Raw genomic sequence first — 23,047 nt, forward strand, 5'->3', positions numbered from 1 at the left:
AGGATCTGAACCATGAACATCAATCTGCAACTCGACGCCCTGCGCAACGCTTACCGTGATGGCCACATCACGCCTCGGCAACTGCTGCCGAGCCTGCGGGAAAAAGCCGCGGCGCTGAACCCGGACTATCACTTGTTCATCCATTTACTCAGCGCCGAGGAACTGGAACCGTACCTCGCCGCCCTCGATGGTCGTGACCCAGGCAGCCTGCCGCTGTACGGCGTGCCGTTCGCGATCAAGGACAATATCGATCTGGCGGGCATTCCGACCACGGCGGCGTGCCCGGCGTTTGCCTACGTGCCGGAGCATTCGGCGACCATCGTCGAGCAACTGCTGGCGCTGGGTGCAATCCCGCTGGGCAAGACCAATCTCGACCAGTTCGCCACCGGCCTCAACGGCAGCCGCTCGCCGTATGGCGCTTGCCCGAACAGCGTGTTGCCGGAATATCCGTCGGGCGGTTCCAGCGCCGGCTCTTCACTGGCGGTGGCGCTCGGCGTGGCGAGTTTTGCCCTGGGCACCGACACCGCAGGTTCCGGGCGCGTACCGGCGGCGCTGAACAATCTGGTCGGTTTGAAAGCCACCAAAGGGCTGATCTCAACGGCCGGGGTGGTTCCGGCCTGTCGCACGCTCGATTGCGTCACGACCTTTACGACCACAGCCCGGGAAGCCAGTCAGTTGTTGGCACTGACCGCTCATCTCGACCCACGGGATGAATACAGTCGCAGCAATCCGCTGTGGAATGACGGCTCGGCCTTCGGCACGCCGCGCGCGTTTCGTTTCGGTGTGCCCCGTGCGCAGGACCTGGCGTTCTTCGGCTGCCCTGAAGGCCCGTTGTTGTTTGGCGACGCCATCGACCAACTCAAAGCCCTGGGCGGTGAAGCGGTCGAACTGGATTTGTCGCCCTTCCTGGAAGCGGCGCGGTTGCTCTACGAAGGGCCATGGGTGGCCGAGCGTTACAGCGTGGCCGGCAAATTGATGGAGCAAAATCCTCAAGCCGTGTTGCCAGTGATTCGTGCCGTGCTGGCCAAGGCCCCGGCGGTGACCGGCGTGCAAACCTTCCGCGCCCACTACCGGCTGCAAGCCTTGAAGGCGCTGTGCGACAGAGTATTGGAGGGCCTCGACTGCGTGCTGACGCCAACCATTGGCCGTCCGGTGACATTGGCGGAACTTGCCGCCGAACCGGTACTGCGCAACTCGGAACTGGGCTACTACACCAACTTCATGAACCTGCTCGATTACGCTGCCGTCGCCGTGCCCAGCGGATTGATGGGCAATGGTTTGCCATGGGGCGTGACCTTGTTTGGTCGCGCGTTTACCGATCAGTATCTGTTGAGCGTGGCAGATGCCCTGCAACGTCAGCAGGGCCTGGCGTCACCCGCACCGGCCGCCATCGCGCACAATGACCGGGCACGACTGGTGGTCTGCGGCGCGCATCTGGAGGGGCTGGCGCTGAACTGGCAACTCAAACAGCGTGGAGCGCGGCTGGTAGAAACAACTCAGAGTTCTCCCGACTATCAGCTGTATGCCTTGGCCGGCGGCCCACCGTATCGCCCCGGCATGGTCCGCGTTAAAGAGGGCGGCGTGGCGATTGCGGTGGAAGTCTGGGAATTGCCGAGCAGTGAGCTGGGGTCGTTCCTCACCGGGATTCCTGCTCCACTGGGACTGGGCAAGGTGCAACTGGCGGATGGGCGTTGGGAGAGCGGGTTTATCTGTGAGCCGTATGGGCTGGACGGGGCGGTGGAAATCAGTCATTTGGGCGGGTGGCGGGCGTATTTGAAAAGCCTGGGTTGATCGCCTGATCACCGGCAAGACTCCTTCAGGAATGTGCGAGCGTTAGCTTGCACATGGCGGCTTGCGGGACGATCATGCGCAGCTCGGGCCAAGCAAACCGGCCATTACCGAATGCCCCTTTCATGAATAAGCCTGATCTCTGCCCGGCCTGCGGCGCCTCCAACGACTGCAGCCTGGCCGACCCACGAACCGTCGATCGTGCCTGCTGGTGCTACGGCGTCAGCATCGACCCGGCGGTGTTCGAAACGCTGCCGGCCGAGCTGCGCGACAAGTCCTGCCTGTGCCCGGCCTGCGCCCGGGTCGAGGCGCAGTTGCAAGCAGCCGCCTGGCCGATCACGTAACATACGCAGCCCTTTTCCCACCGATCCCTGGCCATGCGCGTTGACCGTTTCCTCAGCAACCTGCCCCGCTTCAACCGCAAGCAGGTACGCCTGTTGCTGGTGGAAAAGCGCGTCAGGGTCGACGGAACTATCGTCAGCGACCCTCACACCGAGGTGCTTGAGTTCAGCCGCGTGGAAGTCGACGAAGAAGTGCTGCAGGTCGGTAAACCGGCCCGCTACTTCATGCTGCACAAACCGCCCGGCTGCGTCAGTGCCACCCGCGACCCGCAACACCCGACGGTGCTCGACCTGATCCATGAAGCGGACAAGGATGACCTGCACATCGCCGGTCGCCTGGACTTCAACACCACTGGCCTGATGCTGATCACCAACGACGGCACCTGGTCGCGACGCCTGACCCAGCCGCAGACCAAACTGCCCAAGGTCTACTACGTCGAGACAGAGCAGGAGATCACTGCCGACTACGCGATCACGTTCGCCAAAGGCCTGTACTTCGCCTTCGAAGACCTCACCACCCAACCTGCCGAACTGGTCGTGATCGGGGCAAAATCAGCGCGTCTGAGCATCGTCGAGGGCCGTTATCATCAGGTAAAACGGATGTTCGGCCACTTCGACAACAAGGTATTGCGCCTGCACCGCGAACGCATGGGGCCGCTGCTGCTCGACGACGCGCTGAAGCCCGGCGAATACCGGCCGTTGAGCGTCGAAGAGATCCGATTGATCTAAGCCGACGACCGCTCAGCAGAAGTTGTCGAACATTTTTCGAAAGATACTTGCGCGATGACGTGACCCCTGCTTGAATCAGGACGTCGGCGCGAAATGTGACCGACGAGTCACCAAAACTACTCTAAGAAACTTTTTGCCGGCAGAGAACCCTCAGGTTCCGCCTTCCCCCGGCAAACTGCCCGCTTATAACAATACCCGTCGACCGGCCTGCAATGGATCGACATGGGCCTTCAAAAATTCCAGGCGTATGCCTACCTGTCACAAAGCTCGTGCAATCTGATTTGCGCGCATACCCGCTTGCCAGGAGTCTTATGTCATGAGGCCAGAAATCGCTGTGCTGGATATACAGGGTCAGTATCGGGTTTACACGGAGTTCTATCGCGCAGACGCCGCAGAAAAGACCATCATTCTGGTCAACGGCTCGATGTCCACGACTGCGTCGTTTGCCCAAACCGTGAAAAACCTTTATCCGCAGTTCAATGTGGTGTGCTACGACCAGCCCTACGCGGGCAAGTCCAAGGCTCACAACCTGCATGAGAAAATGCTGACCAAGGAAATCGAAGGGCAGATCCTCCTGGAGCTGATCGACCACTTCGCCGCCGAACACGTACTGTCGTTTTCCTTTGGTGGCGCCGCCACGCTCGTCGCCCTCGCCCACCGGCCACGGCGCATCGAAAAGGCTGTGATCAGTTCGTTCTCGCCGGTGGTCAACGAGCACATGCTCGACTACCTTCAGCGCGGTGTCGATTACCTCGGCAACCGGGACGGTGACCGCGTCGGCCATCTGGTGAACAGCACCATCGGCAAACACCTGCCTTCGCTGTTCAAGCGCTTCAACCACCGTCACGTCAGTTCGTTGGCCGAACATGAATACGGGCAGATGCACTTTCACATCAGCGACGTGCTCAACAGCGACCGCAACTGCTATCTGAACACGGCAAAGAAAATCAACGTGCCGGTGCTGTTCATGAACGGCGAGTGGGACGAGTACACCGCCGCTGACGATGCCAGGTTGTTCGCCGGCCATGTGCAGCACAGCACCTTCACCACCCTTCAGGCCACCGGCCACTTTCTCGACATGGAACATAAAACTGCCTGCCAAGACAGCCGCAACGCACTGCTGGGCTTCCTGAAACCGGCGCAACACGAAAGCCGGCCGCGTTACCACTACGTCCAGGACCACCATGCATTGGCAATCTGAAACAGAGTCATCGCGAGCAAGCCCCACCCTACTGTGTTGAACGCACTCCCGTAGGCGCGAGGCTTGCCCGCGAATGACCGCCAAGCGGTCCCTGTTCGTGCTTCACCCGGCGCTAAAGCCATCGCGCATAAAGAAAAACTTCAAATCCGCGCTCACATCTGGTACAAAGTCAGCCGCTCTGAGCGGGTGTCGTATAATGGCATTACTCCAGCTTCCCAAGCTGATAACGAGGGTTCGATTCCCTTCACCCGCTCCAATCAGATTTCAGTCTCACGTCGTTTTTTGACGGGGGATGCAGGTAAAGAAAAAACCGGCCTTGATGGCCGGTTTTTTTGTGCCTGGGGTTTGGTGGAATCGGGCTATGAGGCATCTCCCCTTTTTCGTCCGTTGTTCGCTGATCGATGAGTAAGTGCTCTCGGGGCGTTAGCGACTATCCTGAAATCCGTTAGCGTTTTTTTCGAAAAATACGGATTTATTATCGAATTTCATCAAGCGTTAATATTTTCATATCTACGGAAATTAGCGTTTTCGCATATGATCGACGTTCTGTTAGCGTTTTTCTTGCCCCAGTAAAGGATTTCGTCAATGCAAGTCGGTTTCAAGACCCTCGCAAACCGTTACGACATCGCACTGGCACAGCCTCTACGAGTCGACTCGATGATCGGCACTGTACGTGTCAGTCGCGAAAGTGACGGCAATGTGGAGAACCGGTATCCGGTAAGCTATCGGCCCGCAGACGATTTCGCAGGACATTTCGAATTCGGCCTCAAGTACGAAGAGATCCATCTCGAGTTCTTCGCCCGCCTGTTTGCGACCATAGGTCCGCAGCCTGTCGAAGACTGGTGTCGACGGGAGCCATTCGGTCAGTATGCCCGTCGCACGGGATTCCTCTACGAATGGCTGACAGGGCAACGTCTGGATGTGCCAGACGTAACCAATGGCGGCTATGTTGATGTACTTTCGCCAAAAGATTACCTGACTCGTCGCGAGTCACTGCGAACTCGGCGTTGGCGAGTCAATAACAACCTGCCGGGGACGGCTGAGTTCTGCCCCTTGGTTCGTCGTACGGTGCCAGTGCAGGAGGCCCTGCAATTCGATCTACGCGAGGCATTGGATGAATTGGATCAGGCCTTTGGCCCCGACATCCTGATGCGTACCGCCAGTTGGCTGACGTTCAAGGAATCGCGCGCGAGCTTTCTCATCGAAAAGGAAGCCGACCAGGCCGATCGTATCCAGCGGTTTGCCCATGTCATCGCCCAGTACTGCGGACATATCAAAGACCCGTTGAGCAACGACAGCCTGCACTCCCTGCAAGCCGGCATTCTGGGGCGTGATGCCATTGGACTGGGCCTGCGGCGCTCTCCGGTGTTTGTGGGACAAGCCACGATGCGCGAGGACATCGTGCATTACATTGCCCCACATTTCGCGGATCTCGCTCAGCTATTGGCAGGACTCAACGAGTTTGAAGTTGCAACGCGTGGCGCGGAATCATTGGCACGTGCCGCTGTGTTGGCCTTTGGCTTCGTGTACATCCATCCCATGCGCGATGGCAATGGCCGGATTCATCGTTTCCTGATCAACGACACCCTGATTCGGGATAAGGCAGTGCCCGACGGCGTGATACTGCCGGTGTCAGCCACAATCACGAGCTCGATCGACTTCAGGGCCGGCTACGACCGTACGCTCGAAGTGTTCTCGCGACCGTTCATGCGACGTTACGCAGCGGCCTATCGGTTCGGCGAACTCGTGACCTACGAGGACGGGACTCGCAGCAACTTCATCTTCGATGAATACGAGGACGCGTGTTTCGCCTGGCGCTATCCCGATCTGACCGAACACGTCCTGTACACCGCACGTGTCGTCGAGCACACGATTCGAAAGGAAATGGCGGATGAAGCCAGAGTACTGGTGATCTTTCAGCGAGCTCAGGAACAGCTGAAAGAGGTACTGGAAATGCCAGACCTGGATGCGAACCGCATCATCCGCTCCATCAAGGAGAACGGCTGGGTGGTGTCCGGCAAGCTAAAGAAAGGGTACCCGCAGCTTGAAGATGAGCGCATGGCGGAACGCGTTGTGGAGGCTGTGCGTTCTGCGTTTGAGGATCGAGAGATGGGTGCAGGCGAAGAAGGTTTTTTCGGCGAATCCGGGTAAGGCGCTGGGATGGATTAGAAAAAACGGCCTTGATAGCCGTTTTTTTGTACCCGGGGGAACAGTACCTTGGGTAGCGCCAACTGTCCATTTAACGAATGGTTAGCGGGATCCTAAACGCAGCATGTGAGCCTTACGCAGATTGCGACCAATGACCACCGCCTGACGAGTAATAACCATCACTAATGAGCAGGCCACGGCATAGGGCAATGATTGCCAGAAGCCCATTGTTTGAACCAGATCAACGGTGGCTTGGAAAACCTCATGCGATTTTTCCACGACCTTATGCAGTACATAGGGCAAAACCAGGAACGCGACGATGCGTTTGGCCAAGGATGTTTGGGTGTAGCTGTACAGCTTCTCAAGCTTGATTCTCAGTGCACTCAAGACAAATTTCCTCTTCGATGGGGAACGCCAATATGTTCCGCTTAGGAATGCTCTCCTAGTCCGGAACTTCGTGCATCCCAAAAAGGGTGTCAGAATTTCCCACACATTTGCCATTGCTGCGTCCGCTGCTTGCACAAAGCTCAAGCCGTCGCCCCTCACTCGCCCTGCGACCTGAGAGAAGGATTCAAACGATGAAACCCTCTGTGGTTTAGCGGCCCTCCAGACCTTGACGCCTCCCGCCCCGCAAACTAGCGAATGCTATACTTCCTACGGATTGCATGAAGTGTGCAACGTTCCCCACGGGCGCAGATACCGACTGCAAATCTCAGTTAACGGCTGCAAGACAGAGGAGGCCTGCAGCCAGCACGAGATGGGAGGTGTGGCATGAACCGACACTATTACATCAGTGACAATCTCGACGATCTCGAAGCCCTTGAAACCGAACTGGAAGCCAACGGCATCAATACCGAACAAATTCATGTGCTCAGCGAACAAGTGGCTGATGTTGAAGAACATCATCTCCACGAGGTCAACTCGTTGATGAAACAGGATGTTGTTCACTCTGGCGAGATTGGTGCAGCGGTTGGAGTGCCACTCGCAGCGCTGATCCTTGGCGGTGCCTATTGGCTGGGCTGGACCGAAACCGCCGCAGGCTGGGTACCTTTTATCTTCCTTGCCATTGTTATATTTGGCTTCTGCATCTGGGAAGGCGGCTTTTTTGGTATTCAGGTACCTAACGCGCACTTCCGCAACTTTAAACAGATGGTGGAAGACGGCAAACATATCTTCTTCGTGGATGTTGATCCTAATCAGGAGCCGGTATTGGATCGGGTCATTGAACATCATCCAAAACTGAAGATCGCCGGCACGGGTACGGCATCCCCTCACTGGACAGTCGCCTGGCTGCACAAATGGCATCAGTTCAAGCGAACGATATAACGCCATTTATTGCTATTGCGGGTTAGCGCCGGAGGCTCAAGGCCATCCGTAAGCTGCTTATTGACCGAAGAATATGACCCTGCTGAGGAAAACATAATCCGCCTCGGTGGCCATCAGCCCGACGAGCACCAGCAAACACAACGGTGGCACCAGTATGGCGTAGACCATGGCCAACCGCTCCCAGGCCATGTGCATGAAGATGGAGACAATCAAACCTGCCTTCAACAACATGAAAGTGATAATCAGGGCCCACCGAAGGTAGCCATGGAAGTGAAAATAGTCGACCAGATACGACATTGTGCTGAGGACGAATAACAGCCCCCAGATTTTGAGGTACAAACTAATCGGATGTTGTTGACCCTGAGCATGCGCCATCACCCGTGCTCCTCTACCATAAATAGAAGAAAGCAAAAATAAACACCCACACCAAATCCACGAAGTGCCAGTAAAGCCCGGCTATCTCAACGTTCTGATAGTTTCCGGAGCGCTCATAATCTCCTCGCATGACTTTCATCGCCACAATGCTGAGATAGATGGCGCCGATGGACACATGCAGCCCGTGGAAACCGGTAATCATGAAGAAGCTGGCCCCGAATTGCGCCGCCCCCATGGGATTCCCCCAGGGACGCACGCCTTCGGCGATGAGCTTGCTCCATTCAAATGCCTGCATGCTGACGAAGGTCACGCCCAAGGCCGCGGTCGCCAGCATCAGGGCCGTGGTTTTCGCACGATCACGGCGATAGGCGAAGTTAACGGCCATGGCCATGGTGCCGCTGCTGCTGATCAGTACAAAGGTCATGATGGCAATCAGAATAAGCGGGATTTCTCTACCGCCGATCGTCAATGCGAACACTTCACTGGGGTTTGGCCAAGGGGTGGTGATGGTCATGCGGACCGACATGTAGCCGGTTAAAAAACAGGTGAATATAAACGTATCGCTGAGCAGGAATATCCACATCATCGCCTTGCCCCAGGGGACCTGCCTGAAAGCCTCCCTATCCGAGGCCCAGTCACTGGCGATGCCCTGCCATCCGGGTGCAGGTGGCAAGCCTGGTGGGTTGGATGAACTTGACTCGCTTGGGGCTTCTTGTGGGTGCGATGCCATGGCTTTTCACCTCAGGCCGCAGAATCTGGCGATGGCTTCATAGGTTTGCGGCGTGCTGGTCAGCAGCGCGAAGAGCACGAACCAAAGACCCAATAAGTAGTGCCAATAGGTGGTACAGAGCTCTACGCTGACGCGCAGTTGCGGCAACGGCACGTGACGCAGGAATTTAGCGACGGTTATGCCCCAGGCAATCAGCCCGCCCAGCAGGTGAAGGCCATGCACACCGGTCAACAGGTAGAAGAAACTGTTGGCCGGATTACTGGCGACAAAGTAGCCCCAGGCGACAAACTGCTGCCAGACCCAGACTTGTCCCGTCAGAAAGGCGATTGCAAATACACCCCCCAATACAAAACCCATGACCGTTGCGTCCAGTCGAGCCTGTCGGGCGGCCATGCGCGACCACTGCAGTGCGATGCAACTCAGTACCAGAAAAGCCGAATTCACCCACAACGGCCATGGGTTGGCTAACGGCGCCAAGGGGTCTGTCAGGGGTAGCCAGTCGGCCATTTGTGAGCGGGCAATGAAGGCGAGCAGGAAGAGAAAGAATAACGAGCTCACCACAGCCAGAAACAAGCGCAGGCCTACCTTTGCGGTTTGGCTTCTATCGGCGGCGGTCTGAACACCTTCAGGATCGCGATTCCAGCTGCCGCCGGGGTCAGCGTCGTCGGCATTTCTCAATAGCAGTCTGTTCATGTTTTAACGTCCGCTATCTTGGTTCCGGCACTGAGTTGCCGCATTTGCTCCAGCTCCTCGGCAGAGACCGTTTGCGGCACGAAATCCTGCTCTATCCCCGGCACGCTGTAGTCATAGGCCCAGCGATGCACCACCGGCAGTTTCGCTCCCCAGTTACCATGTACCGGTGGGGTGTTCGGCGTTTGCCATTCCAGACTGGCCGCGCCCCAGGGATTACTGCCTGCGGGCTTACCTTTAAATACACTCCAGGCCAGGTTGAACACGAACAGCAACTGGGAAACGCCGACAATCAATGCGACCACCGTAATGAAGGCATTCAACTCTTGCGCCGACTGCGGGATGAACGCGTAGTTTTCATAGGCGTAGTAACGGCGCGGCATGCCCTGGAAACCCAGGTAGTGCATGGGGAAGAAGATGGCGTAGGTACCCAGAAAGGTAATCCAGAAATGCAACTTGCCCAGGGTGTCGTTAAACATGCGCCCGGTGACTTTCGGAAACCAATGATAGATGCCGCCGAATACCACCAGTACCGGTGCGACTCCCATGACCATATGGAAATGGGCGACGACGAAATAGGTGTCCGAGAGCGGAATGTCCACAATCACATTGCCGAGAAACAACCCGGTCAGACCACCCACCAGGAAGGTGACGATAAAGGCCAGGGCAAACAGCATCGGCACGGTCAGATGAATGTCGCCCCGCCACAGGGTCAGCACCCAGTTATAGACTTTCAGTGCGGTCGGCACCGCGATGATCAAGGTGGTGACAGCGAAGAAAAAGCCAAAGTACGGGTTCATTCCGCTGACATACATATGGTGCGCCCAGACCACAAAGCTGAGCACGCCAATCGCAATAATCGCCCACACCATCATTCGGTAGCCGAAGATATTTTTACGCGCATGGGTGCTGATCAAGTCGGAGACCAGGCCAAACGCAGGGAGAGCAACGATGTAAACCTCCGGGTGGCCGAAGAACCAGAACAGGTGCTGGAACAAGATCGGGCTACCGCCCTGATGATTGAGCTGCTGCCCCAGCGAGATCATCGCCGGCATAAAGAAGCTGGTGCCCAACAGCTTGTCGAACAGCATCATGACCGCACTGACAAACAGCGCCGGGAAGGCCAGCAAGGCCATGATCGAGGCCATGAAGATTCCCCATACGGAGAGCGGCATGCGAAACAAGGTCATGCCGTGCGTGCGCGCCTGCAACACCGTGGTGACGTAGTTCAAACCGCCCATGGTGGCGGCGACAATAAAAATCGCCAGTGAGATGAGCATCAGGACAATGCCCCACTCGACCCCCGGTGTCCCCTGAGAAATGGACTGTGGCGGATAGAGCGTCCAGCCTGAACCCGTGGGGCCGCCAGGAACAAAGAAACCGGCGAGCAATACCAGTACCGCCACCAGGTAGAACCAGTAGCTCAGCATATTGACGTAGGGGAAGACCATGTCGCGGGCGCCCACCATCAGCGGGATCAGATAGTTACCGAAGCCGCCCAGAAACAGAGCCGTCAGCAAATAAATGACCATGATCATGCCGTGCATGGTCATCGCCTGATAGTAAGTATTGGCGTCCATGAACGCCAAACTGCCGGGGAAGCCTATCTGTAAGCGCATCAAGTCGGACAACACCACGGCGATAAGCCCCACGAACAGAGCCGTCAACGAATATTGAATGGCTATGACCTTGTGGTCCTGACTCCAGATATATTTGGTCAGGAAACTTTTAGGCTCGTGCAGTGCTTCTGTTTCGGCTTGCTCCGCATAGGCCATCACGTCATCCTCCTGTCGAAGTTTCGGTGTACTGCTGGCTGCGTACGGCTATTTCCCTGGCTGCGCCTTGCTCGTATCAGCGTCGGCATTCGCTTTGGATTTGATAAAAGCGATCAGTGCATTCAACTCCTTATCGCTGGGAGCAAAGACCGGCATGACGGGTGCATAACCCTTGACGATTTTGGCAGCGGGATTAAGAACCGAATCTTTTATATAGCCCTCATCGACCTTGATGCTCGTACCGTCGGCAAGGGTTTCGGTCTTGCCGTACAGACCCTGCCAGCTGGGACCGATGCCCTTGCTGCCATCGACACTGTGGCAGGCCAGACAGCCGAGCGACTCGGCCAGCCGCTGTCCCTGCGCCGCCAAGTCGTCACCTGGGGCCGACGCTTCGCCGGCAGAACGTTCCTCGTCCTGGGGCGCGACACCCAGCGATTTGATCAGGGCGACGAGCGCACCCAGTTCATCGTCATTGAGAGTATAGGTCACCATGACCGGCGGGTAGCCTTGTACCAGGCGGGCCTTCGGATCGAGGATCGACTCTTTCAGGTAAGCCTCATCGACCTGCACACTGCTGCCATCGGCAAGCTGTTCAGTGCGGCCATACAAGCCCTTCCATCCCGGGCCGAGACTGGCACTGCCATCCTGGCTATGGCAGGCCCCGCAACCGTATTTTTCGACCAACTGGCGGCCTTTTTCCAGCACGCTGTCCTGACCGGGCCTGGCAGCTGTCGCTAATGTCTGCGCAAACGTCGGCTGGCTGGCCAACCATTGATCGAAGACGTCCTGTTCTTCCACGATCATATGGCCGCGCATGTTGTAATGACCTACGCCACAATATTCAGCGCACAGGATTTCATAGTTCCCGGTTTTAGTCGGCGTAAACCAAAAGTACGACACCATCCCTGGCACCATGTCCATCTTGCTACGCATTTGCGGCACATAGAAATCGTGCAATACATCTTTGGATCGCAGTAAAACTTTCACTGGCTTATCGAGTGGAAGACGAACTTCATTGCTTTTTATCAGTACATCGTCCTGCCCGGCAGGATCATTGGGATCAAGGCCGAGGGGGTTGGTGGAATCAACAAACTTGATATCCGACTTACCCAACTTCCCGTCTTGGCCAGGGAAGCGAAAGGCCCACTGCCACTGCTGGGCGATCACTTCAAGTTCGTAGGCATTTTTCGGTACCCGGATAAAATCATCGTAAACAACCAGGCCTGGCGCCAGCATGGCGACAATACCTACCGAAGTAACGATAATTAACCATAGTTCCAGTTTTTTACTTTCTGGTTGGTAGTGCGCCCTGGATCCCTCCTTGTGACGATAACGCATCACCGCCACCGCCATAAAAACCGTAATGGCGATGAAAAATATTCCGCTAATGATCAGGGTGATAAACAGGGTGGTGTCTATGGATCCCCAGTTGGAAGCTGCCGGTGTTGCATGCCAAGGCGCGAGTATATGGAAGAGTACTGATGCAATAACGATTAGTATCAAGATAATTGCTATTGCCATGTTCTCTTCATCCTGTTCCTGTTGCTCATTGGTTATGCCAAAGCATCGCCACTGACGTCCAAGCAGGGCAGACAACTGCCACCCATCCCGGTGGCAAAGTCAGTAAGAAGTATAGAGCCATCGGGCTGTACCGTGAGGCGGGCAAGCGAGGCCCGGTTGCCAGCTATACTCAATTTCAGATTACGGACGGCAGAGATCGGCCAGAAGCGGTCCCAGAAGACCAACCTTGCCTATGCCTAGTAGTCAGACAACTGGTGGCATTGAAAGGAGACAAGCGCCACCGAGTCCAGCAGTCCGCGACGGAGGTTTCGTCATGAGTGCCCTGACGATCGAAGGCTGGTGCAAGCCCAGACCCGACCAGAAGTCCATCCCGATCGGTGAGATCCATTTTGACGTCGACGGCCCCCTCCACCTGCGTCTGGAGGAAGCTGAAGAACGCCTGCAGAAGACCCATGAGCGTGAAGCCATGGTCGACGTCGACATGAGCTCAATGGAGTTGATCCTGCCGGAGGGATATGGCCCCTTGTCCGACTGCCAAATGCGCGTCTATTTGCATGACGAGCGCGGTCAGTTCCATTTGGTCGGGCATCGAGCGAGCGACGGCAGCTTGATCTATAGCAACGCGGTTTTGATTGATCAGTTGCTTTAGCAGCACCCCGTAGTATCCGCCTGGAAATAAAAATGCCAGTCAGCCTGACTGGCATTCCGCTTGAAGGGGAGTGTGTATTGCTCGCAAGGATGCCTTGAAGATCGGCTAGAGCGTGTAAGAAATACCGACCTGAACGGTTCTCGGCTCACCAGGATAGGCATAGACATTGCCAAAGGCGCCTTCTTCATAGTCACGGTCGAACAGGTTCTTCACATCGAGATTGAGTCTGACCTTGTCATTGACCTTGTAGAAACCGAGCAGATCGACAACGGTGTAACTGCCCATAGAAAACGCCGTGTTAGCAGTCTGGCCCGCACGCTCATCGACGTACTTACCACCCACGCCCAAGCCTAGCCCTTTGAACGTGCCATCCTGGAATTCATAGACGTTGAGCAGGCTGAAGCTGTTCCGCGGAATGTTCATCAGCCGGGTTCCCGACTGGATCACATTGTCCTTGGTGACCTCGGCATCGACATAGGCATAGCCGCCAATCACTCGCCATTCCGGAGTCAGATTGCCGGCCACGTTCAGATCAAAGCCACGGCTGCGCACCTCGCCGGCCGCTACGCTGAATGTAGAGTCCACAGGATCGGTGGTGAGGACGTTGCGTTTTTCAATCTGGTAGATCGCCGCATCAACACTCAACTGGCGATCCAGGGCTTCCCATTTGATACCCATCTCATAAGACTTGCCCTTTTCCGGGTCAAAACCTCCGCCCTGACGGCTGGCCCCCGTATTGGGCTTGAAGGAGCGCGCTGCATCGGCATACACCGCTACAGTATCGGTAAGATCGTAAATCACCCCAAGACGCGGCGTCACCGCATTGTCGCTCGCCGCCCAGCTCCTGCCACCCGGCACAAAAGTTTCGTAGTCGTGCTCAAAGCGCTCGAAGCGGGCGCCCGCCAAGACTTTTAAACGCTCGGTCAACGCCACCTGATCCTGAACGAAGGCTGCGTATGTCTTGAGGTTTTCCTTGTCGTTGGTCGGGGTACGGGTCAAGGCTGGACGCGGCTGGCCGTACACCGGATTGAAGAGGTCGATCGAATAGGCGCCGACCGCTCCGCTGGAGCGCTGGATGATGGACTTGTAGTCGTAATCCTCGTACTCGACACCGGTCAACAGCGTGTGCTCGAAGCCGCCGGTGGAGAAATGCCCGGTGAGGTTCAGTTGAGTGTCTTTATCCGTCCACTCCAACTTGCGGTAACTGAAGTTACGACCCAGCGTGCGCCCATCAGCGGCAACACCATTGGCTTCAATTGCGTTGCCCTGCAAGGTGCCATCGAGCCATTGAAAACCGCCACCCAATGTCCAGTTATCGCTTAGCAGGTGCTCGAACCGCAGCTGCGCCATGTTGTTGTCATTGTGTAATTTGCCCGCGTCTTTTTCACCGAAGAAGGTGTCACGAGACGCTGTGCCAATTTGATTCGGATAGCGCGTCAGGCCGCGATCCAGCGGGTGATTGTTGCGCATGAAATCGCCCTCGAAAATCACCTTGGTGTCGTCGTTGGCCTGCCAGGAAAGAACCGGCGTCACACCATAACGTTCGGTTTCGACATGATCACGGAAGGTTTCCCCGCCCTCGCCCACCACATTCAGGCGATACGCCAGGCGACCTTCTTCATCGAGCGGGCCTGAGGCATCCAGCGTACCGCGCTGCATACCCTGGTCGTCGATCTGACTCCCCAGAGTGACGGAGCGCTCAGCCAACGGCTGTTTGGAGACCACGTTAAACGTGCCACCCGGGTCGCCTCGACCGTAGAGCATGGTCGCTGGGCCGCGCAGCACCTCCAGTCGCTCGATGGTGTTTGCGTCAGGCATGTTCGGATAACCACGGTTGATCGGAAAACCGTTGCGATAAAACTCTCCGGTGGTGAATCCACGCACCGTGAAGGTGGTCAGCCCCTGACCACCGAAGTTGTTGGCCCGTCCCACTCCGCCGGCATAATCGAGTGCGTCCTGAAGGCGAGTTGCGCCGATGTCCTCTACAACATCCTTGGACACCACGCTAATGGACTGTGGCGTTTCGTGAATCGCAGTGTCGGTTCGTGTCGCACTGGCCGAGCGCGTTGCGTGATACCCCTTCACCGGCCCTTGTGCCGTTTCATAGTCCGTCGTACCGATGATGTCAGTCGCTTGCAACTCCAGACTGGTGTTTTCCGTAGCGGCTTGCTCTGCCCATATAGACGGAGAAAACGCCTGGAGCACACAGATAGAAAACAGAGTACGACGCATTGATGATGAACCTTGGTGGAGAGGCCAAATGGGACGGCATACGTGCCAATAATTTTCGGCGCATGATATACCGTATCGTTAGCATTTGATACGTATTCGCATTTGAATGCTTTTACGAAACCCACCAATGGGACAATCGACCAAGCGTGTCCCTTTGTTCGTCAGCGCGTTGCCACCATGAACAACCGCGGAAACGGCAGCAGCACCGAACCATCACTCAGCGCCGGATAGGCCTGCTCGATTGCCGCCTGATACTGCTTGAGATAGTGCGCCCGTTCCACGTCATCCAATGGTTCGAGAAAAGGCCGCAAACCGGAGCCCTTGAACCACTCGACCACGCCCGATGCGCCGTCCGCGAGCGGATGATAGTAAGTGGTGCGCCATACATCGACGCGAGTGCAGTGGCCACGCAACATTGAGTAGTAGCCGCTTGCACCCTCCATTTCCGTTCGCTGGCCAGCGGCACGTGCCAACTTGTCAGCCCAAGGGCCGTTCGCTGCGACCTCGCGCATCAACCGGTGCGACGGTTCGTTGAGGTTATCGGGCATCTGGATCGCCAGGCTGCCGCCGGGCGTAAGCCTGTTTACCAGCGATGGCAGCAGCCTGGCGTGATCCGGCACCCACTGCAGCACCGCATTGGCGAAAATCACATCGAACGGACCGGTCTCGTTCCAGGTATCAATGTCAGCGGTGTCAAAACGTACCTGAGGCAGGCGCTTGCGGGCGGCCTCGATCATATCGGTCGAACTGTCCAACCCACGCACCGCGGCATCGGGAAAACGCTGCACCAGCAACTCGGTCGAATTACCGGGGCCGCAACCGATGTCGATGGCCGAACGGACGTCCACCGCAGGGATGGCGGCCAGCAAGTCATGCGCCGGGCGCGTGCGCTCATCTTCGAAAGCTACGTATTGTTTGGCGGACCAACTCATATCGCTCTCCTGTCGGGTGCATTGTTGTCGCCAGGGGCAGACAACCGGTTGGCTACGATACATCGTCCGCGTCAGTTAACCCACGCCCCCACCCGCCAATGCCAGCCATCGTTACGTTGCTCCCAGTGCGGATGCACATAACGATACCCCGGTCGCTCCGGGACCCAATGACCATGAACCGCGACATAACGCCCGCCTTCCCAACGCCAGTACCCCCTGGACCAGAGGTAACCCGGTCGCCCCGCGGGCTCTACCTCGATAACGCGTTCCGGCGGCGGCTGCGGTGCGATGACCTCAACATATTCACGCTCCACCGGACGCCGGTCATGAACGACCCGTTCCTGCACACAACCCGCTGCGGTAACCACCACTGCCAGCAACACCATGTAACGTAACAACATGCCGCCTCCTCTGGCTTGAAAGCCAAGTTGAGTGAACCAGCAAAAAAACGCCCCCCTTTTCCACCATGCTCCTGCCTGGTTCACTGCTTTTTTAACAGGTCTTATCTGTCTATTGCCTGAACCCGGATCACTTGATGACGGAAAACACAGGGGATCTGGATGAGCCTTTTTTATCGCCAAATCGTTGGAAGTCATAACCAAAATGACCGTTCGTCGACCGACCGGCAAAGCAGTTTTGACAGTATAAAAATGGCATCTATAGTCCTATCGCGGCCTGTTGGAAGGAACCCGACTCGTCATTTCAAGGCAAGGAGCAAGGCCAGCTCGTCCCCGAGATCGAGTGGGTTCCCCAGTAGTGTGTTCGCAACGGCCACAAGGCAAACAAGCGTTGTCGTGCCTGGTAAGTAGCCAGACAATCACTATGTTAAAAGGAGCTTCACTATGTCTCGAGTCACGGATGTACTTGTTTCCATCGACACTGAAACCATTCTGAAAAACTACCCGAACATCAGCAAAAACCCTGCTTCGCCGACGCTGATCGACTGGAAGCACGTCTACATGGTCACCAATCAGGACAACGTGGTCAGCGGCCAGGCCGGTGGCGAGCTGGACCTCAAGGCCCAGGTTGGCGATCTGATTCGCTGGCGTGAAACCAGCCTGTCCCAGAGCTTCGAAACCGCCGTAATTTTCTACAAGTTCATCGGCAACGCAGGCAACGAGCTGATCTCCCCACCCTCGCCGCGCCGCGCTACCGCGTGCGTTGCAGTCCCCAACACCAGCAATCCGTCAGTGCCTAGCTGCCAGAAAGTCGACAACCATTACTGGTCCTCGGAAACCCTGGCGTGTGGTCGTGTGACCTACCACTTCAACTTCCTGATCGTCGACCGCAACTGCCAGATCATCGGCTGCTGCTCGTGGGACCCATTCATTTCCATCCATAACTGATGATGGAATCGACCCCTCGGCAACGAGGGGTCACCCCAGTTCGTTGCCGCCTCGGCTGGAACAGGATGTCTTGCTTGAAACCGAAGCGGCTACCGTTTTGCGTCAACATCATGAAAGGAATCCATGATGACTTCCGAACCGATTACCCCCCCTTCGGCGAGTACCCTGACCGCCAATAGCGTGCTGCTGGTCGTCGATGCCGAATCGCTGCTTTCGCGCTATCCGCAACCCAGCCTTGACCCGCAAAAGCCGACCGTGATTGAAGATGGCTTCATCTTCGGCATCAGCGCTACATCAGCCACAGAAAACATTAAAAATGACAGCAAAATTACACTGACCACCAACAACGGAAAAGTCTTTCATATTCGCGGCAGGACCGTCAGTTTGCTGGCCGAACACAGCGTGGTATTCCACAACATCACAGTGGACGATACCGGGATCCTTTCTCCGCCCAAGCTGATCGTCCACGGCGACCAGACCGTCCCCGCGCCCGACCCCGCCAACCCGAACCAGCCGGGCAGCCACAAGGCCGATGATCATTATTGGGAGTGCTCGCAACTGAGCACGGGCGTGGCAACCTGCGAACTGAGCTTCATGCTGATCAACCAGCGCTGCGAAGCGCTTGGGTATTTCAGCTGGAAGACCGAGGTGACGCTGTCGGCGTGAATAGAGATTATCGAGTAGGAGGCGGCTTAACAGCCGTCGTCCTCTCACACCACCGTAGGTACGGAGACGAGCAAGTCCAGGCACTTACAGTGGCAAGGTATTGCAGTGCTTGATCTCCTTGAGCGAAAAACCGGTGTACATTTCCTTGATATTGCCGAGCGTACGTACGCGATGCATGGCGAGTTCATGGAATGCCTCCATGTCTTTGACGACTACCTGCAGGAGGTAGTCGTATTTCCCCGACACTTTGTGACAGGCAATAATGTTGGGCAGCGCCAGGACGCCCGCTTCGAAATGTTCCATGGCTTGCTCGGAGTGACTATCGAGGGTGACGCTGATGAAAGCAAAAAGTCCCAGCCCTATGGTCTTCGGGTTCAAGTGCGCGTGATACCCGACAATCACCTCCTCTTCCAGGCGCTTCAGGCGCTTCCAGCAGGCTGGCGCTGACAGGCAAACACGAGCGGCGATCTCGGCGTTCGTCAGGCGACCATTCATTTGCAGAATTTCCAGAATTGAACGATCAACCTTATCCATTTCCGCCATGTGTTCTCTCCGTTTAACAATGAGTACGCGGTAGGGCGATTGGCCCCATCCCGCAGGTCCTTGATCAAGCATCCATTTCTAGAAACGACAAATATTAGAAAGAAAATTACATAAAGAGCACGTTTTGGATAATTAACGACTGAAAAAAAATCAAATACAGAGCCGTTTCGAAAGCTAATTTTCGAGGCGCTGAAATACAATTTCTTGTCGTTTCCGACACCCAAGCCACTGGCTCTGACAATAAAAATAAGTAACAACGGAGGCAATATTGAGCATTTTCAGAACAAAAGACCTGGACGCAATGATTGCTGCTGCCCGAGCTCCTGCCGGGTTGAAAAAAGTGCTGGGACCGATGGATCTGGTCCTGATTGGTATCGGCGCAATCGTGGGGACTGGCATCTTTGTATTGACCGGAACCGGCGCATTGACTGCGGGACCAGCCCTCACGGTTTCATTCCTGTTAGCGGCGTTGGCCTGTGCATTTGCAGCGCTCTGTTATGCCGAGTTCGCCTCATCTGTACCGGTAGCAGGCTCGATTTACACCTACAGCTACGCGACGCTGGGAGAGTTGGTGGCCTGGATGATCGGCTGGGATCTGATGCTCGAATACGGACTGGCCAGCTCGGCTGTGTCTGTTGGGTGGTCGGGTTACTTCCAGTCCCTGCTGAGCGGATTCGGGCTGAGTCTTCCGGTTGTGCTTACGGCGGCTCCAGGCTCTTTGCCTGGCGTGGAAACCTGGTTCAACCTACCCGCGCTGGTGATTATGCTGGCGATTACCTGGATGCTTTCTATAGGCATCAAGGAATCCGCGCGCGTAAACAACGTGATGGTGATCATCAAAATCGCCGTGGTGCTGCTCTTCATCGCCGTTGGTGCGCGACATGTTCAGCCGGCTAACTGGCAACCTTTCTCTCCCTTCGGCGTCAATGGCATTTTGAGTGCTTCTGCCTTGGTTTTTTTTGCTTTTATTGGTTTCGATGCGGTTTCCTCTGCCGCCGAAGAAGTGAAAAAACCGGCGCGTGACCTCCCCATCGGTATTATCGGTTCCTTGGCTGTTTGTGCGGTGTTGTACGTTGCCGTTTCAATGATCATGACCGGCATCGTGCCCTATGCCCAATTCCTTGGCGTTGATCATCCGGTTTCATTGGCGTTGCAACATGCCGGTGAAAGCTGGGTTGCCGGGTTCGTTGATTTAGGCGCAATCGTTGGCATGACGACTGTCATTCTGGTGATGGCTTACGGTCAAACCAGGATCATCTACGCGATGTCGCGCGACGGACTGCTTCCGCAGCGCCTTTCCAGGGTTCATACACGATTCGGCACCCCATTTTTCGCCACCTGGATGGTCGGAATAGTCTTCGGGCTGATCTCGGCACTGATTCCGCTGAACGTCCTCGCCGAGCTGATCAACATCGGTACGTTGGCCGCATTCAGTCTGATCTCGGTGGCAGTGATCGTCTTGCGCAAGACCCGACCCGATCTTCCTCGCGCATTCAGATGCCCGGGCGTGCCCATTGTTCCATTGCTCGCCATCGCGTTCTGCGTAACCTTGATGACCTTCCTCAAACAGACGACCTGGCTGGCATTTGGGGCGTGGTTGGCAATTGGCCTGGTGATCTACTTCGCCTATGCGAGGCGCCGCTCGTTATTGCATTAATCCAGCATTTCGTCAGGTCTCTTTGGAGTGTCAATCAACCTCCAATAGTTTTCAGGTGCGAAACTGCATTCCAGTTGCGCACCTGATTGCATTCGCCTGTCAACCCTCACCTCATTTGTCCTGTCTTTAGCCCTAGGAGAGCAGTGGCGCGCATTTTCAGTGGCACGCGAACTCTATTTATTCAGTTACCCCATTTAGCTCATTACTTAGGCCCGCCACGGAGGAAGAGCCCCTTCGAAAAGTGAAAAGGCTCGATGCAGGAAACCGTTGAAGCGAGCGGCATCACGCCGCAGCCCTGCCTGTTGACCACCAATCAGGCACAGATGGGCCACCTGAGCAATCACTTCTGCTTGGCCTGGCATATGGACCAAGCGGCGGCACGTGCGTATCGCGAAATCCAGTCGTCTTGTGTCAACACGCTGCTGAAACTCGCCTACCAACGGATCATGCAGCGACCAGGCCCGGATGGAAATTTCCCGCCCAGGTTGTTTCTCAGCGGCAATACTCAAGTAGCGTTTCAAGGTTTCGCCCGCGCTACGACCCTGCGCCGCATAAGCGAGCATGCGCTCCGTGTAGTCTTCTTCCCAAGCGGCCAGCAAGGTGCGGACAAAGTCTTCGCGATTGCGGAAATGGTGATAGAACGATCCGCGGGTCACATTCAATCGGCGCGATAGACTCTCGGCCGAAACGCCGATATGCCCTATTTGGTCGAGGGCCTCAAAACCAGCCGCGATCCAATGGTTACGAGTTAGTTTTCTCACCCGTTATTTCGCTCCATGTTTAGCGCCATACAGACTGTGTATGGTGCGCGACCGATTGATACGCTGCGAACACCAGCAAAGATGGCCGTTGCGTTTTGCACGCCAGCACTTTTCATGGAGCTCGCCTTGAAGAAAATCGTTCTGGTTGCTTTCGACCAATTCACTGATATCGACCTATTCATGATGTGGGACATCTTAGGCCGCAACACCGAGGACTGGCACGTCCGAATATTGGGTTCCAGCTCTATCGTGCGATCGGCGCACGGCCTGCCTGTTTCGGTGCACGGTCCGCTTTCCGAGGCCAATAGCGCCGACGCGGTATTGTTCGTTAGCGGCAAGGAAGGGATACCCGCTGCACTTGCCGCCGCAGATTTCCTGCCGTCGTTTGAACTTGACTCCAGACGCCAGCGAATCGGCTCCATATGCGCCGGAGCTTTCATTCTCGAACGGCTTGGGCTGCTCAGCGGCCAAGCAACTACACACCCGGATGCACGATCGAACTTGCAAGCTCTGGGACTTGAGTCCATGGACCAGCCTCTTGTCTGCCAGGGGAACGTTGCAACCGCTGGCGGATGCCTTTCGGCGCTCTATCTGGTGGGATGGTTGGTTGAATCCTGGTTCGATGTCGACAAGCGCCGTGCGACGTTGCTCCCTGTTCTGCCAGCCGGGCAGCAAGAGCTCTATGATGCCTTGATCGGGCTCAGTATCCGACAAGGAGAAGTTGGCGCCTCAACAACATCATCGCAGCAAGAAACGCGACATGGCATGTCGTCTAATTGGTAGTTAGAACTCAGGAGAGATCCCCGATGCCCCGAGAATTTGAGCTCATTATGTCCGTGCCAGTCCCCTCGACGTCCGGCATCACCCACCTTTACAAGTCGATGAACCTGGCGGACGCTTTTGCGATTCGGCTCCCAGCGGGCACATCTGGCAATCCAGATTTGCTAGCTCGATTCATCCTTTCCCACCAGCCATCCTGGATCGGATGGCTCATGAAAGTCCGAGACACTATCGCTGCCTGTTTTGGTCTCAAGACCGCCAAACATCTGGCATCACTTGCTAATCGGATTGGAATCTTCAAGGTCTACAGCACGAACCAGACTGAAATCGTGTTGGGAGAGGACGACAAACACCTCGACTTCCGGATATCGATCCTATGTTCTGGAGAGGCAGAGCCAGAAGGCCGTCGCCAACTCGTTTTTTCAACCGTGGTCCAGTGCCACAACCGTCTAGGCCGGGCCTACATCTTCGTTATTGCCCCATTTCACCGCTTGGTTGTTAAGGCCAGCCTCCTCCGTGCTGCGCGCATCGGTTGGCCTCTGGCTACCTGCCCCTAAGGCTGAGAGCGCTGTGTGCCCCCCTGAGGTCTAACCCTTCCATCGAAGGCTGTTCTGGCAAGCCTGGCCAAGTCTCTCATGTCAAACGTCAGGCCTCTAAGATGCATTCAATATCTCTACGGCGCACCACAAAGAACCGGCCTCAAAGGCCGGTTCTTTTTATGGTACGTATCTAACAGTGCTAGTCGTAATAGCCAACAGTCTTCTTCAAGTGGTCCGAATAATCGTAAATCTCATCAACCGATCCAATTGGAGATTTGAATCAATGCTGAGCCATGCCCCCGCGAGTGACCAACGTCA

At 56.1% G+C, this 23,047-nt stretch carries 23 protein-coding genes and 1 tRNA gene; 13 read left to right on the top strand and 11 right to left on the bottom strand.

From position 1 onward, the window contains the following. Window positions 1-12 precede the first annotated feature (12 nt). The 6 genes from atzF (at window position 13) to ACCC96_RS17345 (ending at window position 6,210) form a co-directional block, all read left to right on the top strand. Entirely contained in the window at window positions 13-1,791 is a 1,779-nt protein-coding gene (gene atzF, locus ACCC96_RS17320) for an allophanate hydrolase (protein WP_413696400.1), read from the top strand. Between the two features lie 122 nt (window positions 1,792-1,913). Further along, window positions 1,914-2,132 (top strand): cysteine-rich CWC family protein, encoded by a 219-nt coding sequence (locus ACCC96_RS17325; RefSeq protein ID WP_019580865.1) that lies wholly within the window; start codon window positions 1,914-1,916, stop codon window positions 2,130-2,132. A 33-nt stretch (window positions 2,133-2,165) separates the two neighbouring features. Continuing rightward, entirely contained in the window at window positions 2,166-2,858 is a 693-nt protein-coding gene (locus tag ACCC96_RS17330; protein ID WP_413696401.1) for a pseudouridine synthase, read from the top strand. Window positions 2,859-3,174: 316 nt separating this feature from the next. After that, window positions 3,175-4,059, top strand: coding sequence for an alpha/beta fold hydrolase (locus ACCC96_RS17335; RefSeq protein ID WP_413696402.1), 885 nt, complete (start codon window positions 3,175-3,177; stop codon window positions 4,057-4,059). A gap of 182 nt (window positions 4,060-4,241) precedes the next feature. Continuing rightward, a tRNA-Gly gene (locus ACCC96_RS17340) sits at window positions 4,242-4,315 on the top strand. Window positions 4,316-4,644: 329 nt separating this feature from the next. Next, window positions 4,645-6,210, top strand: coding sequence for a Fic family protein (locus ACCC96_RS17345; protein WP_413696403.1), 1,566 nt, complete (start codon window positions 4,645-4,647; stop codon window positions 6,208-6,210). A gap of 99 nt (window positions 6,211-6,309) precedes the next feature. Here the strand turns inward: ACCC96_RS17345 and ACCC96_RS17350 are convergent, their stop codons facing one another. Next, a complete protein-coding gene (locus ACCC96_RS17350) occupies window positions 6,310-6,594 on the bottom strand; it encodes a hypothetical protein (RefSeq protein WP_019647960.1) in 285 nt (94 codons plus the stop codon). A gap of 384 nt (window positions 6,595-6,978) precedes the next feature. Between ACCC96_RS17350 and ACCC96_RS17355 the strand changes: the two genes are divergently transcribed. Further along, window positions 6,979-7,533, top strand: coding sequence for a hypothetical protein (locus tag ACCC96_RS17355; protein ID WP_019647959.1), 555 nt, complete (start codon window positions 6,979-6,981; stop codon window positions 7,531-7,533). 57 nt (window positions 7,534-7,590) lie between these two features. Here ACCC96_RS17355 and ACCC96_RS17360 read toward each other — a convergent pair whose 3' ends face one another. From ACCC96_RS17360 to ACCC96_RS17380, 5 genes are read right to left on the bottom strand one after another with little or no spacing between them, the layout of a single operon-like run. After that, entirely contained in the window at window positions 7,591-7,908 is a 318-nt protein-coding gene (locus ACCC96_RS17360) for a cytochrome C oxidase subunit IV family protein (protein ID WP_007935708.1), read from the bottom strand. A 13-nt stretch (window positions 7,909-7,921) separates the two neighbouring features. After that, complete coding sequence (locus ACCC96_RS17365; RefSeq protein WP_413696404.1) at window positions 7,922-8,638, bottom strand: heme-copper oxidase subunit III family protein; 717 nt, start codon at window positions 8,636-8,638, stop codon at window positions 7,922-7,924. Between the two features lie 6 nt (window positions 8,639-8,644). Then, a complete protein-coding gene (locus tag ACCC96_RS17370) occupies window positions 8,645-9,331 on the bottom strand; it encodes a cytochrome c oxidase subunit 3 (protein WP_413696405.1) in 687 nt (228 codons plus the stop codon). Next, entirely contained in the window at window positions 9,328-11,103 is a 1,776-nt protein-coding gene (gene ctaD / locus ACCC96_RS17375) for a cytochrome c oxidase subunit I (RefSeq protein ID WP_413696418.1), read from the bottom strand. The genes ACCC96_RS17370 and ctaD overlap by 4 nt, the downstream gene beginning before the upstream one ends. A gap of 48 nt (window positions 11,104-11,151) precedes the next feature. After that, window positions 11,152-12,624, bottom strand: coding sequence for a c-type cytochrome (locus ACCC96_RS17380; protein WP_413696419.1), 1,473 nt, complete (start codon window positions 12,622-12,624; stop codon window positions 11,152-11,154). 313 nt (window positions 12,625-12,937) lie between these two features. On the opposite strand from ACCC96_RS17380, the gene ACCC96_RS17385 reads away from it, so the two are divergent. Beyond that, complete coding sequence (locus ACCC96_RS17385) at window positions 12,938-13,273, top strand: hypothetical protein (RefSeq protein WP_413696406.1); 336 nt, start codon at window positions 12,938-12,940, stop codon at window positions 13,271-13,273. A gap of 105 nt (window positions 13,274-13,378) precedes the next feature. Here ACCC96_RS17385 and ACCC96_RS17390 read toward each other — a convergent pair whose 3' ends face one another. The 3 genes from ACCC96_RS17390 to ACCC96_RS17400 form a co-directional block, all read right to left on the bottom strand. After that, window positions 13,379-15,505 (bottom strand): TonB-dependent siderophore receptor, encoded by a 2,127-nt coding sequence (locus ACCC96_RS17390; protein WP_413696407.1) that lies wholly within the window; start codon window positions 15,503-15,505, stop codon window positions 13,379-13,381. A 161-nt stretch (window positions 15,506-15,666) separates the two neighbouring features. Then, window positions 15,667-16,437, bottom strand: coding sequence for a trans-aconitate 2-methyltransferase (tam, locus tag ACCC96_RS17395; RefSeq protein WP_413696408.1), 771 nt, complete (start codon window positions 16,435-16,437; stop codon window positions 15,667-15,669). Between the two features lie 71 nt (window positions 16,438-16,508). Continuing rightward, window positions 16,509-16,838, bottom strand: coding sequence for a YXWGXW repeat-containing protein (locus ACCC96_RS17400; RefSeq protein WP_413696409.1), 330 nt, complete (start codon window positions 16,836-16,838; stop codon window positions 16,509-16,511). 441 nt (window positions 16,839-17,279) lie between these two features. Here ACCC96_RS17400 and ACCC96_RS17405 point away from each other — a divergent pair, with 441 nt between their 5' ends. Together ACCC96_RS17405 and ACCC96_RS17410 are read left to right on the top strand one after the other, a co-directional pair. Then, window positions 17,280-17,783: an inclusion body family protein gene (locus ACCC96_RS17405; protein ID WP_008074518.1), complete on the top strand. Its 504-nt coding sequence runs from the start codon at window positions 17,280-17,282 to the stop codon at window positions 17,781-17,783. Window positions 17,784-17,909: 126 nt separating this feature from the next. Further along, a complete protein-coding gene (locus ACCC96_RS17410; RefSeq protein ID WP_019647951.1) occupies window positions 17,910-18,449 on the top strand; it encodes an AidA/PixA family protein in 540 nt (179 codons plus the stop codon). Window positions 18,450-18,533: 84 nt separating this feature from the next. Here ACCC96_RS17410 and ACCC96_RS17415 read toward each other — a convergent pair whose 3' ends face one another. Next, window positions 18,534-18,992 (bottom strand): Lrp/AsnC family transcriptional regulator, encoded by a 459-nt coding sequence (locus ACCC96_RS17415; protein ID WP_019647950.1) that lies wholly within the window; start codon window positions 18,990-18,992, stop codon window positions 18,534-18,536. Between the two features lie 268 nt (window positions 18,993-19,260). On the opposite strand from ACCC96_RS17415, the gene ACCC96_RS17420 reads away from it, so the two are divergent. Then, window positions 19,261-20,649, top strand: coding sequence for an amino acid permease (locus ACCC96_RS17420; RefSeq protein ID WP_413696410.1), 1,389 nt, complete (start codon window positions 19,261-19,263; stop codon window positions 20,647-20,649). Window positions 20,650-20,855: 206 nt separating this feature from the next. Here ACCC96_RS17420 and ACCC96_RS17425 read toward each other — a convergent pair whose 3' ends face one another. Further along, window positions 20,856-21,410 (bottom strand): TetR/AcrR family transcriptional regulator, encoded by a 555-nt coding sequence (locus ACCC96_RS17425; RefSeq protein WP_082920900.1) that lies wholly within the window; start codon window positions 21,408-21,410, stop codon window positions 20,856-20,858. Window positions 21,411-21,536: 126 nt separating this feature from the next. Here ACCC96_RS17425 and ACCC96_RS17430 point away from each other — a divergent pair, with 126 nt between their 5' ends. Next, window positions 21,537-22,193, top strand: a complete 657-nt coding sequence (locus ACCC96_RS17430; RefSeq protein WP_413696411.1) for a DJ-1/PfpI family protein — start codon at window positions 21,537-21,539, stop codon at window positions 22,191-22,193. A 23-nt stretch (window positions 22,194-22,216) separates the two neighbouring features. Beyond that, the gene (locus ACCC96_RS17435; RefSeq protein WP_413696412.1) at window positions 22,217-22,747 is read left to right on the top strand and encodes a DUF2867 domain-containing protein; all 531 of its coding nucleotides are present in this window, start codon (window positions 22,217-22,219) and stop codon (window positions 22,745-22,747) included. The last annotated feature ends 300 nt before the right edge of the window (window positions 22,748-23,047 follow it).

Source organism: Pseudomonas sp. Pseusp11 (genome assembly GCF_047304405.1).
Classification (GTDB): domain Bacteria; phylum Pseudomonadota; class Gammaproteobacteria; order Pseudomonadales; family Pseudomonadaceae; genus Aquipseudomonas.